The sequence below is a fragment of the Vibrio sp. 2132-1 genome, assembly GCF_033344315.1.
The window spans coordinates 363038-377095 of record NZ_JAWPON010000001.1; the positions used below are offsets into that span (position 1 = coordinate 363038).

The window sequence follows — 14058 nt, forward strand, 5'->3', positions numbered from 1 at the left end:
GGAACATAACCATGACATAACTGTTTGATTAATTTGACCAAACAGAATGACTGGTCTTTTATATTAGAGCAGTCAACAAATAGTGATTGCTCTATTTATTCTCGACCTTACATCTGGTGTCGCACGTGAACAAAGATCTCGACTTAAACTTACTTAAAATACTTGTCTTACTGGATAAGCACCGTCAGCTCAAACCCGTTGCTAAAGCGATGGGGAAGAGTGAAGCGTCAATTAGCAAATACCTTGCCCGATTGCGACTCCAGCTAAACGATGAATTGTTTATTCGGCATCCTCATCACATGGAACCAACGGACTATTTAAAACGTCAATTACCTAAAATTTCCGATGCACTCGAGAAGCTTGAAACTTGTCTAATTAGAGATGAGTTTGAACCGGAAAATTACGAAAAAGACATCACCATTTGTTTACCGCAAACCGCTCAATACTCATTTGGGCATTTACTTGCAATGGATTTAATGGCGCTGTTTCCCAAGGCGCACATTTCGATAGCAACGATTACAGAGTATACGATAGAAGAGATAATCCTAGGCAAAGTGGATGCGCAGTTACATTACTTCAACGAGGATGTTCCGAAATCTGTTTATCAGAAGTTCATCGGCTATGCGCCTGCTGTGGTAGTTGTCCCTGAAGAGCTGGGAATTACCACCCTAGAAGAAGCAGCCAAACTTCCCTTTATCATGTTAGAGATTATCGGTTGGAAAGAGAAAGAGCAGCTCGTTAAGCGTGCAATGGAAAGCCACGGTATGGTCATCAACCGTATTGCGGCTCTAGACAACGTAAGCAGCGTATTGAAGCTAATTAAACAAAAAAGCGCCGCAACCGTATTACTTGAATATCAGGCGCCAATTGATGGATATAAATTTATAAGAGTGCCAGAACATTTTTACCCAGATGGCTGGCCGAAAGTGGTTGTACAGTTGAAGCAAAGCTTAAGACATGATGCAATGCACCAGTTGTTAATCGGTGCTATTGCAAAATACATGAGCGCTTAGCGGCAAAACTCAATGTTTTCTGACTGAGGAATAGTATGCAGAAGTTCAATCAACGTGTCCGCATGGTACTTTTTCAGAATACGCGTTTTGTAGGTGCTGATTGTTTTAGCGCTGAGTGAAAGTTGTTCAGAAATCTTCTTATTTGAGTAGCCTTGTACAAGATAATGGAACACCATGGCTTCGCGATTTGAAAGTGTTACGTTACCCGACGATGGTGTGTGAGTCGACTTAAACATTGAGTAACCGCGTGAAACACTCACAATTGCGTCAATAATGGTCTCTCTTGTTTCATGTTTGCTTAAGAAGCCATTTGCGCCCATTTCGTACGCTGCTTTAGAAAGACTCGAGTAGTCACGTGAAGAAACAAATAACAGTCGGCCACGATATCCTGTCGCTAAAATGTTTTTGGCTAAACGCATACCATCGCGGTCGCCAAGCACTACGTCTAAAATAATCAAATCAATCTTTTGGCCTCGGACAAGATCCATCACTTCCGCACTGTCAGTGGTTTGAATCACTTCAGCTGCGTTGATTATAGATTCAACTAGAGAAGCAAGTGCTTCGCTATACAATGGTTGAGCGTCGATAATAAGAACATTATTCAAAGTTAACCTCACCTAATACATCAACTAGTGTGCTGTCAGGCGACAGCGCAATTGGATGAATAGGATTGTAGGAAAAACCTTGCTAAGAGGAAGGAAAATGACTCTTTCCAAAAGTGAAAATCAGTGTCTTGATTATGGGAATAACGATGTCAGGTATTGAAATACCTAGTGATAGGATGATTGCTTAAAACTTACGCTGACAGAAAACTAACAAACTGAAAGTGTTCTTTCAGTGTTCTATGCCTTCAGATTTTCTTGCGATGCCTCTAGCGCTTCGATTTAAACTCGTGTGTTCACAAGCGCAGTTTTATACCATGCCACTTGAAGAGAGCTTGTTCTACACCAGGCATGAGCACAGTAGCCAACTTTGCACTGATATCTGTTGGATAGGTTTGGCTATTGACGCTGAACATCACTTCAAATTATTTCTAAACTTTTCATTGACTCGGTCGCTAAAAGTGGAGGTGTTAATTCGCACTTTGGCCACTCATAATGTCGTGTTCAAAAATGAGACAATTTTACATGGTTTGGTATGGAAATGTGCGTTAGCCGTCCTTTTGATGGTTTACAAATTTTGTTGTAACGACTAAAAAGGACTTTTGGATTTTTAGCCAGAGAATGGCTTCTCATGGCGTTTGCATCAAACTTTTTCTGATGCGTATTTTTGGTTGGATAATTGGCTTTATGAGTAACGTAACCAGCACCATTTTGACAGAAAGTGGTACCAATGAGCTTGAAATCATCGAGTTTCATTTAGAAAAAACATTGCCAGATGGCAGCACAAAAACTTGTTATTACGGCATTAACGTTGCGAAAGTACGAGAAGTGATTCGCGTGCCAGAAACAACCGATTATCCAAACGCACAACCTCATATGATTGGTGTGTTCTCATCCAGAGATGTACTGACGCCTTTAGTGGATTTAGCTGGTTGGTTAGGTGTGCCAACACGACAAGATCTGGAGCGCAAGTTTGTAATCGTTACGGATTTCAACAAAATGACCAATGGCTTCTTAATTGACAGCATTTCGCGTATTCATCGCATCTCTTGGAATGATGTGGAATCACCAAGTCAGTTTTTGGAAGCGGGCGAACAAGATTGTGTAGTAGCCGTTGTCCGTAAAGAAGGCAACCTGATCATGATTCTCGACTTTGAAAAAATCATCGCAGACATCAACCCAGAATTGAGTATGGAAAAATACGATGTGAAAGGGGACAAGTCGGTGGATCTCAACCAGAGAATGGTCGGTAAGCGTAATGCTAAAACGATCATGGTGGTGGATGACTCAGCATTTATTCGCTCTTTGATCCAAGATACATTAGCTTCTTCAGGCTACAATGTGATCACATGTAAAGACGGTGGTGAGGCGCATGAGAAGTTGATGAGTTTGATCGAGGTTGCGAAAGAAGAAAACTTGCCAGTTAAAGAGCTATTAGATGCGGTGGTTACGGACGTAGAAATGCCTCGAATGGATGGTATGCACTTAGTGAAGAGACTACGCGATACCGAAGCGTTTCATGAAATGCCGATCATTATGTTCTCGTCATTGATGAGTGAGGATAACCGAGCGAAAGCACTATCTCTTGGCGCAAATGATACGATTACCAAGCCAGAGATTGGCCGCATGGTGAATATGATGGATAAATACGTGTTTAACTTTGCGTAAAAAACCGATCAGATGAAACAAATAAGGCTGCCGATTGGCAGCCTTATTTTTATTGAGGGCAGGGAAGAATATCTAAGGTGTAACTCTCGTTTGGAGTCTGCGGTGGCCCATATAAAATTCCGCATTGTGTAAGGCTAGCTCTTTTTTCGTCGGCTGCAGCAATGACCATTTCGCGAGTTGTTGAACCAGCCGGGTGATGAAATGTTTTCCAATCCGAGTCTTCTTCGTTCAGTCCTTGCACGAGTAACTTCATCGATTCGCTATCAGAATCAGGATATCCATATAAAAAAACACAGCGCTTTGAACCACCAATATTACAGCCGTCAAATGGTAAATCTGCCATTAAAGCACTGTCTACGAAGTTTGAAACGTAAGGCTTGCTTTCCAATCCCGCAATCGCCATTTTCCCATAACCCACGCCTAATGCTGACGCAATAGCGCCTTTCATTCCTTCCAAACGTGCTTCACGTGCATCGCTTTGAAGGTTTAAAAAGCGTGGCGCGGCAGTGACAGCAAGAATACCGAGCACGACAATAACTACGACTAACTCTATTAGAGTAAATCCCGTTTGTTTTTTCATATTATTTTCACAGCAAGTTAAAGGTAGAAAAACACTGACCGTACACTTGTTTATTGTGTAAATAAGTACGGTAATGATAAATCGATCAGTAGTATAAAGAGGTGAGTTGTAAAGTGCTATACCGACGCCGCACTAATTGACTGAATCCATTAAATGCAATGGAGAATTCACGGGTCTAATTCTGCTAGATTTTAAGAGGTCATTAATTCCGCTGAAGAAATGCTGCGTGAACAGGCGAGCATGAATCCTCTTCGATGTAAGCAAACATGTACATCAGCGGAATGAAATACAAAATGCAAATGAGGGCGAACCGCACAAATGGATTGTCTTTTTATTCACTTTGATGAATGCTACGCGGAATTCATATCGCAGCATGCCTGAGGTATTCATCATGCGAATGTGCTTTGGTTTTGTGTTTATTTTTCAAATATAAGAATAATCTAAATGGAATTCGATTCGATAAACTTCCTTGCAATAGGTTTGATATTTCTTGGCTCTTATGTCCAGACCGCAATCGGTTTTGGCTTGGCTATTGTTGCCGCACCTTTACTGATTCTTTGGGCGCCAGAATATGTTCCTGCGCCAATCTGTTTAGTCGCGTTATTTATTTCGTTGATGAATGCGATGAAGCACCGCAGTAGTGTTGAAATCGGCGGCTTAAAGATGGCGTTGATTGGGCGAGTGCCGGGATCAATTGCTGGTGGCTTGCTACTCTTTTTTGTATCTACACAAACTCTCACGCTTTGGATTGGTTTGTTGGTGCTGTTTGCAGTCGTGGTGAGTGTTTTACCGTTTCGGGTTGAGCCTACGCCTTCGCGTATGACATGTGCTGGTTTCTTTTCTGGGTTGTTTGGTACCAGTTCTGCGATTGGAGGCCCTCCGATGGCGTTATTGTTGCAGCATCAAGAAGCAAATCAGTTACGCGGCAACTTATCGGCTTTTTTTGTTTTCAGTTCGATTATTTCACTAATAGTACAAATCCCAGTGGGCTTCTTCACATTGCATCATTTGGTCATTACTATTCCTCTATTACCTGCTGCGGCGCTTGGTTACTGGCTAGCAATGAAAACTACCCAGTCGTTACCAAAAGAAAAGATTCGGTTTGGGGCACTTATGTTGTGTTTTGTGAGTGGCTTTACCGCCGTCGTACAAGCGTTGAGCCAATAATGCCATCTGCATCATAAAGTCACTGCGGGATTGCATTCCTTTTTATGTATGGCGGACTTGTTTACTTACGCCAAATTGGTCGTTTAGATGGGCGATAGTTTTATGAATAACACTCGTTATGGCACTTTTATGGCAGCATTCTCCTTTGTGATCTGGGGATTGCTACCAATTTATTATCGTTATTTACCAAATGCTTCTATGGATGAGTTGCTAGCATGGCGAATCATTGGGTCTGTACCTGTCGGGTTTCTAATTGTACTTGGGATAACCCGTCGAGGGCTGAATTGGAAAGAAATCTGGCTTGATAAAAAATCCTTGTGGTACACGTTTGTGGCGAGCAGTTTGATGTGTATTTCTTGGAGTGCGTTCACTTGGGCTTTGACCCATCATCGGGTCATCGATGCCAGCTTAGGCTTCTTTATTGGGCCATTAGTATCTGTTGCGCTGGGCGTATTTATTCTTGGGGATAGGCTCTCAAAAGGCAAACTTATTGCAATCGTGCTGGCAACAATTGGTGTTATGTATCAAGTGATTCACTATGGTCAGCTGCCCGTTATCGCACTAACGATGGGGTTGTTCTTTGCTTTGTATGGGCTGTACAAGAAGAAGATAAATTATGACTGGAGTACAACCTTGTTTGTTGAGGCGTTGTTACTGACTCCAGTTGCACTCGCATATTTGCTCTATAAACAATGGGCAACTGGTGAACTGGCTTCGGGCACAGATACCACAACATTGCTTTTGTATTTTGGCAGTGCGCCTATCACACTTTTGCCACTCGTATTTTATTCTATCGCAATACGTATAACTAATTTATCAACCGTCGGTCTAATGCAATACATCGAGCCAAGCTTGCAGTTTGTGTTGGCAGTTATGTTTTTTGGCGAGTTGTTTGACGAAGTGAAAGCGGTGACCTTTGCATTTATTTGGGTAGGGCTGTTGTTCACAATTTTTGAAAGTATTATCAAAGGGCATCGGCGCAAAAAGCTGGTCAAACACCCCTTATAGTGGTTTCAATATTCTCACATATTAGCTTCTTTATTCTTATGCCCTCCATTCGAGGGCATTTTTAATGTCATGAAGCATTGGCTTTCGTTTTTTGCCCGAATAGAAATCATAACTTGAGATTATTTGACGCATTATCATAATGATACCGCTATAGTTATAGCCAAGTGACACGCTTATATAAGTGAAAACCAGATCAAGAAGGACGACATATGATCACTGCTCTGTATGCCAACATTCTCGCAATACTCATTATTTGGTTGGCTGTTCAAGTAATTAAGCAACGTCGCTTAAATCAAATTGCTTATGCCGATGGTGGGGTAGAGGCTCTACAAATTGCTCGTAGTGCCCAGAGTAATGCGACAGAATATATCCCCATTACCCTGATTTTAATGGCACTTTTAGAATTTAACAGTGCTTACCCAACATGGATACATCTCACCGGTATTATTTTTGTAATTGGTCGAGTTATTCATGCTAAAGGCATATTGAAAAAAGACTTGAAAAAACGCATTAGAGGGATGCAGGTGACATTTCTGGTGATACTTTCATTGGTTGTGTTAAATATGATTTACCTGCCATACGATAAGTTATGGTAAGTCTGCGACGTTACATTCCACCACCTTGGGTACTCGTTCTGATTGGATTAGTACTGAATATTGGCGCGATCATCGTTACTAGCTTAGTCCTTGATAAGTTGGGTAAACAGCACTCGCAGCTCGCAGAGCAAACAGCAGAAAACTTGTATTCCATCCAACTCGCATGGAACAGTGTGGAAACCCTAGAAAGGAAAAGAGAAGCTTTACTGCTGCATGTGCACATAAGTCAGAGCGTAGCGATACCTTTAGAGCTAGAAGAGGTATTAGCAGGGCATTTATCTTCTTGGGTTCATAACGAGTCGGATGAAATAAAAATTGATCAACTTCCTCAACTAATGTCAAAGATAAATCAGGCACAAGCTTCGTATAGAGACCGCATCGATAATTACTACATTGAGAATGTAGGGCTCAATGAGGTAATGGCAAAGCAGGATGAAAAGATCGCTTGGTACAAGAATATCGGACTCTTCTTGCAAGTATTCGGACTTGCGTTAATCCTTGCACGCGACTTAGCTAGGAAGCAATAAAAGCAAGAGCTAAAGATCAGGTTTATTGCGAAATGCCAATGGTAGTTTGCAAATTGCAATTTATTCTGTGAGCAAACAGTAGCTATTGGTTAAGTTTTAATGAAAGTGATTAAATAACAACCTGTTTTTGTGCGCTGAAAAGTTGGCACGCCTCATGCTTTAGTATGAGTGACCCTTTCTAAGCCGAGGGTCACCTAGCCAACTGACGTTGTTAGTGAACCATCTTGTTCACAAATATATACAGCCAATCACGACTCCTTGTGGTTGGCTTTTTTTTATGCAATCTAGAACTGTGCTTTAATCCAGATCATGCGATGGTCAGAAGATACATCTTTACCATCACCATACTTACCGATACGTGCATCGTTAAATAGTTTACGCCCTTCTTCATAAGACGCTGACCAGTACACACCAGAGTCTATTACATTCAAATTTGCTGAAGGCAAGGCATAGTCTACCCCTAAGCCAAACGTTGAAGTGATGCGATTCGGATATGGGTGAGTTGAGCTGCGGTCAACAGCGTGTTCGGCTGCACCAAAGCTTGTTGGGTAAAGCTCACCATTCATCACGGTTTGATTAACCAATGGATCGTTGTGCAGCTCTTGCATTACAGAGCTAATACCGTCACCAGACACTGGATCAAGGTTTTGATCACCCATCATTACGAATTTAGCGCCGTTCGTTAAGCCACCTGTTTTACCCGCATCGTCGTAAAAATAGTCTTTGCCTTGAATGTAATGATGCCAAAACTCCACTTCTGCTGCGTTTTGCGCTTTGTTTTTACCGGTGTCGAATACTGGTGGAGTAGGATGAGACATCAACAAGTGTACAACTTCTTCGCCGTTGCGAGTTGGAATGATGATTGGTGCGTCAACGTGGTTTTTCGAAGATAGACGCACTTGATCCCATTCTTCCGCTGAGTACCATTCATCACCACACTTCATGCCGTCTGGAATCTTTTGCGAACCATCGCAGATAGTAATGGTTGGAATTTTCGCACCTTCCATATCTTTCCATTTAAATGCTTGGAATGTACGTGTGTTTGCTGTGTCAATTTTATACTTAGACATAAGGGCAAATGCATATTGACCATGGTACATGCCAAAGCCCCATGCATCACCTGGCATTTGACCTGCGGTTCCGTTGTTGTCGAGATCAAACTCACTCAACAACCCTGTATTAGTTGAGTAAGATTCAGCATAAGGGTATTCAATAGGCTCAAGGTTTGCTTCACCGCCCGCGCCATTGATGCTTTGCGCGACAGACAAGTAGTTCTTCTGGAATCCTTCAATGGCTGCTTTGTTTTCGCCTGTTCCCTCGTTGTTGTATTCCGCCATCATAAGAACATCAGGACGATTCTTTTGAATGATTGCTGCAACGTTACGAATTTGAATGACTTTTTCCGCAGTGGTTTTGTCTTCGGCTGCGATTGAACCGTCTAAATAAGAGGTGACCAACGCAGTTTGCTGCGTTGGTTCAATTTGCATTTCATCTACCAAAGTTTCGAAGGTAGCGCGGTCAAAAGAGAGGTTGTAAGTCGCTATTTTTACTTCTTTAGGCTGAACATTGACGTATTCAGTATCGTCATTACATCCAGATAGTAGAGCGGCGCCAACAAGGATAGCGATAGAGGTTTTGATTGCTTTCATGGGTACGTCATACCTTATAATTAATTCGGCTGAATATTAAAGTCATCAGTCATTGTTTTAAGCGATATTAGTCACACAAACGTTTTCATATTTACATGTTCAATTAGTTTTTGTGTGATTTGTGCAATAAATGCAACACTTTCAACACCAGAAGGTTATATGTAAATTGTTAAAAAACGGTGTCGTTATTGATGCGAAATAGAGAGTCCGCCACCGTTAAAAAGAAAAGCGTAGAATTTAAGCGTACATGAGATGTTTGAGTTGTATGTTTATCGCCGTGTTTTATTTTTTATGTTTAAATTTCTGTATATAATAAGCAGTCAATCAGAAGTGAGGACGACCTCACCGCTCTATCTTTTCTCGGGGACGACCCCATCTCGTTGGGAAATGTGACATGGCTTGGGGAATTCTCTTCATTGCGGGCTTGTGTGAAATCGCATGGGCTGTCGGTCTTAAATATTCACAAGGGTTTACCAAATTCGGTGCTTCGGCATTCACTATTGTCTTTATGTTATTGAGCTTTTGGTTGCTTGGCATTGCGTTAAGAACCTTGCCTTTAGGCATTGCTTATGGCGTATGGGTAGGGATTGGCGCAATAGGCACGGCAGTCGTGAGTATTTATCTGTTCAATGAGCCAGCAACACTTATCAAAGCCTTAAGCTTGCTAATGATTGTCGCTGGTATCGCAGGGTTAAAAATATCAGCTTAACGTTAGGCTAAACACAAAACAGCCAGAGTCACTCTGGCTGTTTTTCTAAATGTCGTGTTTACGGTTCTGGGTAGGTATATCAAGCGTTGCGCTTAATAAAAGGTAACCGTAAGTGATGACCAAACGCATTAATTAATGCGCCTGTAACAATCAGACCGCCACCGACGTACGTCCAAATGATCGGAACCTCGCCAAAGAAAATGATGCCCAACAACACAGAAAATACGATCTGGATATACGAATAAGCGGAGGCTTTACCCGCTTGTTGAGTTTGCATCGCTTTGGTTAACCCCAATTGTCCAATTTGGGTAAAGACACCAACTAGAACCAACATGAAAGTCAGATATAGATCGGGCATTACAAAATCGTCGCCAATCAGTAAGAGTGAAGCGGGGAGAGCAACCAACGGGAAATAGAAAATGATCACTGAGCTGTCTTCTGTCTGACTCAGTTTTCTGACAATGACGTAGGCAATTGAGCTACCAAATGCGCCTAAGATCGCAATCATGACGCTAAACATTGGTAAAGCGCTATCTGAGCCTTGCCCAGTTTCTGGGCTTACCATGATATAGATGCCGAGTAAGCACAACGCAATACAAAGGAAAGTTGACGGCTGGATGCGCTCTTTCAAGAAAAATACGGCGAGTAGTGCAGTAAACACCGGATGAATATATTGGAATATCGTCGCTTCTGCCAAAGGTAAGGTGGTCACTGAATAATATACACACATCAGAGCCATCGTGCCCACAGCACCGCGTGCAAATAGTAATGGCTTATTATTGCCCCATACAGAAATTCGTTTTCGCTTTACATCGAAATAACTAATGATAAGTGAAACGAGCGCTCTTGCTGCAACGATTTCAAAAACGGGGATACCGTAGTTGCCGACGTGCTTTACTGTAGCCGACATCAGAGCAAAGCCGAACGCGGAAAGCACCATAAAGCGCACACCGATGGGAATCATAGTGTTGAATGAATTGGACATTTTACTGCTCATTTGTTGCGACAGATCTCACTTTAGCATACTTAGTTAGCGATTAAATCCTCTCAACTCAAACACTTCTGTCGACAAGATGAATAAACAGTAGAATACGTAGCAATTAATCTGTCTCTCTCAGCGTAACAATAAAAACTCGATATTTAAGGAGCTTACATGATCCCGATAAAAGCAACGCATGTTTCAGGCGTTGTCATTTCAAAAATTGATGGCATAGAAAAAATGCTGTTACTCAAACGCGTAAAAGGTGGCTATTGGTGCCATGTTGCAGGTGGTATCGAAGCGGGTGAAGCCGGGTGGCAAACCATTTTAAGAGAGTTAAAAGAAGAGACACGAATTGACCAAGTTGAGTTACATACAGCAGACTTTCTAGAGCAGTTCTACGAAGCAAAAAATAACCGTATCATGGTTATCCCATGTTTTGTGCTACTTTGTCCGCCTAACCAATCAGTTGTTCTCAACGAAGAGCATACCGAGTATCGCTGGTGTACGCTTGAAGAAGCTAAGCAGCTGGCTCCGTTTGCCAATCAGCATCACCTCTATGAACATGTATGGAAACATTATGTAGATGTGGCATCACTAACGCCATTTACGCTGATCGATCAAAAGGGCTAAATGAACGGCAACGGCTTTGATTAGTTTTTATAGAGAGGTTTGTTCTCATAAAATGAAGCGTTAGGATTTGCGCTGAGCGTTCACAATAAAAAGGAATAACATCTATGGATGAAGTCACATGCCAAGAGACGTATCAAGGAAATCACTTACAGAAGCGTTTTTCCGTCTCGCAAAGGGTCTCAATTGAGCCCCTCAACACGAAACACGCGTCCGCTTTACTAGAGGTTGTGAACACTCACCGAGAGAGCCTTGAGGGCTATCTACCTTGGACGGATTCTGTCACGAATCATCGAGAGGCCGTGAACTACATTTCCCAGCGAGTGAACAGTAATGCGCTAGATTCCCACTGGTGCGCAATTTATTTTGATGAGCAACTTACGGGTGTTATTGGTATTAAAGGTGTGGATTCACATACACGTGTTACTGAAATTGGCTACTGGCTTGCCAACAATGGACGAGGCCATCGTGTGATTGATCAAGTACTCGCAGTATTGATCCCTTTTTTGAAGAAGAAAGGGCACGCACAATTCATTCAGTTCCATTGTATGGAAGATAACATCGCTAGCATCAATATTGCTGAGCGTGCAGGCGCCACATTAAAAGAATACGTTGATCATGAGTTCGATATGCTTGACCGCTCTCAACGACTAGGCATTTATGAACTACGTTTGACGTAGTATCCACCCTAGAGATATTTTAATCAGAGTTCGAACTCTAACTTCACGAGCGCTACAATAGTAACATTGTTGCGCTCGTGTTAACTTGGGGCGTCATTGGTAGAAACTAGGTTAGGAGAAGCATCATGAACGCAATCACAGAGGTTGAAGTAGATAACTTGTTACAGCAAAGCCTCGAACGCTTAAAAGCGGCATATGCAGCCGAACCTTATCCTAGTGTGGATGAACGTAAACAGCGCCTCGTTTTGTTAAAAAAATCGCTGCTTGAGAACAAACAAGCTCTGGTTGAAGCGTTAAGTGACGATTTTGGCTATCGCTCAGAATTTGATACCGCTATGACCGACGTTTTGCCAACGGTCTCGCATATTAATTATACCCTCAAACGACTAAAAAAATGGTGCAAACCCAGCAAGCGCGAATCCGGCTTATTGCTCGCACCTTCTAAAGTCACCGTTCAGTATCAACCGTTAGGTGTCGTCGGGATCATTTCGCCGTGGAACTTTCCTGTGATTTTGAGCCTTGCGCCTTTAGTGACAGCATTGGCTGCTGGCAACCGCGTGATGATGAAGCTCAGCGAATTTACGCCAAAAACCAATAAAGTCATCGTCGATATTTGCCGTGGGTTGTCTGAGTATGTCGAAGTTTTTGAGGGTGAAGCAGACGTCGCACAAGCATTCAGCCAACTGCCATTCGATCACCTTTTGTTCACGGGTTCTACGAGTGTTGGTCGCGCAGTGGCAAAAGCGGCAGCGGAAAACCTTACCCCGGTGACGTTAGAGTTGGGTGGAAAGTCCCCGGTGATCATTGCAAAAGATGCAGACATGAAGAAAGCCGTTGATGCTATCTTGTTTGGTAAATGCATTAATGCAGGCCAGATTTGTGTCGCGCCTGACTACGCATTTGTACCGCAAGAACGTGTCGAAGAGTTCATTTCGCTATTCTTAAAACGTTTTGAAAAGCTCTATTTAAAATCCAACAAGAATCAAAAGCTGACCCATATTGTCAACCAACGACAATATGATCTTTTGACTGCGCTACTTGAGGATGCAAAAGCGCAAGGTGCTAACCTTCACACTGTTGAAGCGTCGCCCCAAGAGGAACGACTTCTGTATCCTCATTTGGTCACGGATGTGTCGCCGAATATGCGAATCATGCAAGAGGAGATCTTCGGGCCATTTCTACCTGTTAAGCCCTACAATGCCGTTGATGAAGCGATTGACTACATTAATCAGCACCAAAGACCACTTGCGCTGTATGTTATGTCGGACGACAAATCGACCATCAAACATATTGTACGCAACACCCACAGTGGTGGCGTCGGCGTTAATGATACGGTTTTACATGTTGGCGCTGAAGATGCGCCTTTTGGTGGCGTTGGTGAATCGGGTATTGGGCATTATCACGGAGAGGAAGGATTCAGAACTTTTAGTCATGCGAAAACCATTCTTCACACACCGAAATGGTTGCCAAGAACGAGCGTATTAATGCGCCGTAGGGCTATGGCGATAAAAGCGATCCAAAAGATCTTTGTTCGATAATAATTATGATTTGATTGATAAAAAACCGCCCGAATAGGCGGTTTTTTGTTTCTATATGCTCTGAAACGCTGGGCACCAAAGTTCGAGAAACTTCCTTCGCGTGCTACCAACAAAACAAAGAAAGGCTCTTGCTGAAAGAGCCTTGTTCAGGAAGTGTCGAGAGATCTTGGCAAGTTTAATGCAGAACTTCACTGCTGAATCTTAGATATCTACAGTCGTTCATCAGTTCTTTAAACGCCTTTCGGTCCAGCTTAATCAGAGTTTCATGATCGCCAGCTTCAAGGTAGACATGTTCCAAGTTTGCTAATCTTTCATCGCAAACTGTCGACATGTGGTAAGGACTACCAATCGGTGGAATAGCGCCGTGTTCACAATCGGTGAAGAGTCGGTAAACCATACGCTCTTTCACCAAGTGGAAGGTGGCGTTAAACTCGTCGTTTAATCTCGACAAACTGATTTTGTTGTTGGCAGGTAAGACCGCCATCATATGACACCCTTCATGATCCTCTAGAATCACACCTTTTGCGATATTCATTAAAGGCACACCTGCTGCAACACCACTTTGTAGCGAGCTATGACTGTGGCTGTGATTCACGGTTTGAAAGTGAATGTTATGCTCAGTCAAATATTCATCTAATCGGGTTGCAATCGTCATATAGCCTCCACGTGTATGAGACCCATAAAAAGTATAGGTTAGTCGGGCGACAATCGC

The 14058-nt window shown here is 42.6% G+C and carries 15 protein-coding genes; 10 read left to right on the forward strand and 5 right to left on the reverse strand.

What is annotated here, in order from left to right:
- Positions 1 to 125 precede the first annotated feature (125 nt).
- Positions 126 to 1013: a LysR family transcriptional regulator gene (locus R8N47_RS01435; protein ID WP_054576032.1), complete on the forward strand. Its 888-nt coding sequence runs from the start codon at positions 126 to 128 to the stop codon at positions 1011 to 1013.
- Here R8N47_RS01435 and R8N47_RS01440 read toward each other — a convergent pair.
- The gene (locus tag R8N47_RS01440) at positions 1010 to 1618 is read right to left on the reverse strand and encodes a response regulator transcription factor (RefSeq protein WP_017635344.1); all 609 of its coding nucleotides are present in this window, start codon (positions 1616 to 1618) and stop codon (positions 1010 to 1012) included. The genes R8N47_RS01435 and R8N47_RS01440 overlap by 4 nt on opposite strands.
- 684 nt (positions 1619 to 2302) lie before the next feature.
- Here R8N47_RS01440 and R8N47_RS01445 point away from each other — a divergent pair.
- Entirely contained in the window at positions 2303 to 3283 is a 981-nt protein-coding gene (locus R8N47_RS01445) for a chemotaxis protein (protein WP_025998672.1), read from the forward strand.
- Positions 3284 to 3332: 49 nt separating this feature from the next.
- Here the strand turns inward: R8N47_RS01445 and R8N47_RS01450 are convergent, their stop codons facing one another.
- Positions 3333 to 3863, reverse strand: a complete 531-nt coding sequence (locus R8N47_RS01450) for a prepilin-type N-terminal cleavage/methylation domain-containing protein (RefSeq protein WP_005376513.1) — start codon at positions 3861 to 3863, stop codon at positions 3333 to 3335.
- Positions 3864 to 4307: 444 nt separating this feature from the next.
- On the opposite strand from R8N47_RS01450, the gene R8N47_RS01455 reads away from it, so the two are divergent.
- The 4 genes from R8N47_RS01455 (at position 4308) to R8N47_RS01470 (ending at position 7161) form a co-directional block, all read left to right on the forward strand.
- Positions 4308 to 5030 carry a sulfite exporter TauE/SafE family protein gene (locus R8N47_RS01455; protein WP_042520743.1) on the forward strand — a complete coding sequence of 241 codons (723 nt, stop codon included), beginning with the start codon at positions 4308 to 4310 and terminating at the stop codon, positions 5028 to 5030.
- A gap of 102 nt (positions 5031 to 5132) precedes the next feature.
- Positions 5133 to 6038 (forward strand): EamA family transporter RarD, encoded by a 906-nt coding sequence (rarD, locus tag R8N47_RS01460; protein ID WP_031778926.1) that lies wholly within the window; start codon positions 5133 to 5135, stop codon positions 6036 to 6038.
- Between the two features lie 209 nt (positions 6039 to 6247).
- Positions 6248 to 6634 carry an MAPEG family protein gene (locus R8N47_RS01465; RefSeq protein WP_005376510.1) on the forward strand — a complete coding sequence of 129 codons (387 nt, stop codon included), beginning with the start codon at positions 6248 to 6250 and terminating at the stop codon, positions 6632 to 6634.
- Complete coding sequence (locus R8N47_RS01470; protein WP_064354731.1) at positions 6628 to 7161, forward strand: hypothetical protein; 534 nt, start codon at positions 6628 to 6630, stop codon at positions 7159 to 7161. Before R8N47_RS01465 ends, R8N47_RS01470 begins: the two co-directional genes overlap by 7 nt.
- Before the next feature lie 284 nt (positions 7162 to 7445).
- On the opposite strand, the gene R8N47_RS01475 is transcribed toward R8N47_RS01470, so the two are convergent.
- Entirely contained in the window at positions 7446 to 8810 is a 1365-nt protein-coding gene (locus R8N47_RS01475; RefSeq protein ID WP_005376507.1) for an endonuclease/exonuclease/phosphatase family protein, read from the reverse strand.
- Positions 8811 to 9204: 394 nt separating this feature from the next.
- On the opposite strand from R8N47_RS01475, the gene R8N47_RS01480 reads away from it, so the two are divergent.
- A complete protein-coding gene (locus R8N47_RS01480; RefSeq protein WP_005376506.1) occupies positions 9205 to 9519 on the forward strand; it encodes a DMT family transporter in 315 nt (104 codons plus the stop codon).
- A gap of 79 nt (positions 9520 to 9598) precedes the next feature.
- Here R8N47_RS01480 and R8N47_RS01485 read toward each other — a convergent pair whose 3' ends face one another.
- Positions 9599 to 10504 carry a DMT family transporter gene (locus R8N47_RS01485; protein ID WP_005376505.1) on the reverse strand — a complete coding sequence of 302 codons (906 nt, stop codon included), beginning with the start codon at positions 10502 to 10504 and terminating at the stop codon, positions 9599 to 9601.
- A gap of 168 nt (positions 10505 to 10672) precedes the next feature.
- Here R8N47_RS01485 and R8N47_RS01490 point away from each other — a divergent pair, with 168 nt between their 5' ends.
- From R8N47_RS01490 to R8N47_RS01500, 3 genes are all read left to right on the forward strand, one after another.
- Positions 10673 to 11131, forward strand: coding sequence for an NUDIX hydrolase (locus tag R8N47_RS01490; protein ID WP_025767835.1), 459 nt, complete (start codon positions 10673 to 10675; stop codon positions 11129 to 11131).
- A gap of 104 nt (positions 11132 to 11235) precedes the next feature.
- Complete coding sequence (locus R8N47_RS01495; protein WP_025767834.1) at positions 11236 to 11808, forward strand: GNAT family N-acetyltransferase; 573 nt, start codon at positions 11236 to 11238, stop codon at positions 11806 to 11808.
- 125 nt (positions 11809 to 11933) lie between these two features.
- The gene (locus tag R8N47_RS01500; RefSeq protein ID WP_064354732.1) at positions 11934 to 13346 is read left to right on the forward strand and encodes a coniferyl aldehyde dehydrogenase; all 1413 of its coding nucleotides are present in this window, start codon (positions 11934 to 11936) and stop codon (positions 13344 to 13346) included.
- Between the two features lie 175 nt (positions 13347 to 13521).
- On the opposite strand, the gene R8N47_RS01505 is transcribed toward R8N47_RS01500, so the two are convergent.
- Entirely contained in the window at positions 13522 to 14001 is a 480-nt protein-coding gene (locus R8N47_RS01505; protein WP_064354733.1) for an aminoacyl-tRNA deacylase, read from the reverse strand.
- Positions 14002 to 14058: the final 57 nt, after the last annotated feature.

Bases quoted from the DNA above. Each gene is read 5' to 3' on its own strand.
- R8N47_RS01505 (WP_064354733.1), bottom strand. From the start codon at position 14,001: ATGACGATTGCAACCCGATTAGATGAATATTTGACTGAGCATAACATT.
- R8N47_RS01490 (WP_025767835.1), top strand. From the start codon at position 10,673: ATGATCCCGATAAAAGCAACGCATGTTTCAGGCGTTGTCATTTCAAAA.
- R8N47_RS01445 (WP_025998672.1), top strand. From the start codon at position 2,303: ATGAGTAACGTAACCAGCACCATTTTGACAGAAAGTGGTACCAATGAG.
- R8N47_RS01465 (WP_005376510.1), top strand. From the start codon at position 6,248: ATGATCACTGCTCTGTATGCCAACATTCTCGCAATACTCATTATTTGG.
- R8N47_RS01450 (WP_005376513.1), bottom strand. From the start codon at position 3,863: ATGAAAAAACAAACGGGATTTACTCTAATAGAGTTAGTCGTAGTTATT.
- R8N47_RS01500 (WP_064354732.1), top strand. From the start codon at position 11,934: ATGAACGCAATCACAGAGGTTGAAGTAGATAACTTGTTACAGCAAAGC.
- R8N47_RS01470 (WP_064354731.1), top strand. From the start codon at position 6,628: ATGGTAAGTCTGCGACGTTACATTCCACCACCTTGGGTACTCGTTCTG.
- rarD (WP_031778926.1), top strand. From the start codon at position 5,133: ATGAATAACACTCGTTATGGCACTTTTATGGCAGCATTCTCCTTTGTG.
- R8N47_RS01485 (WP_005376505.1), bottom strand. From the start codon at position 10,504: ATGTCCAATTCATTCAACACTATGATTCCCATCGGTGTGCGCTTTATG.
- R8N47_RS01480 (WP_005376506.1), top strand. From the start codon at position 9,205: ATGGCTTGGGGAATTCTCTTCATTGCGGGCTTGTGTGAAATCGCATGG.
- R8N47_RS01455 (WP_042520743.1), top strand. From the start codon at position 4,308: ATGGAATTCGATTCGATAAACTTCCTTGCAATAGGTTTGATATTTCTT.
- R8N47_RS01495 (WP_025767834.1), top strand. From the start codon at position 11,236: ATGGATGAAGTCACATGCCAAGAGACGTATCAAGGAAATCACTTACAG.
- R8N47_RS01475 (WP_005376507.1), bottom strand. From the start codon at position 8,810: ATGAAAGCAATCAAAACCTCTATCGCTATCCTTGTTGGCGCCGCTCTA.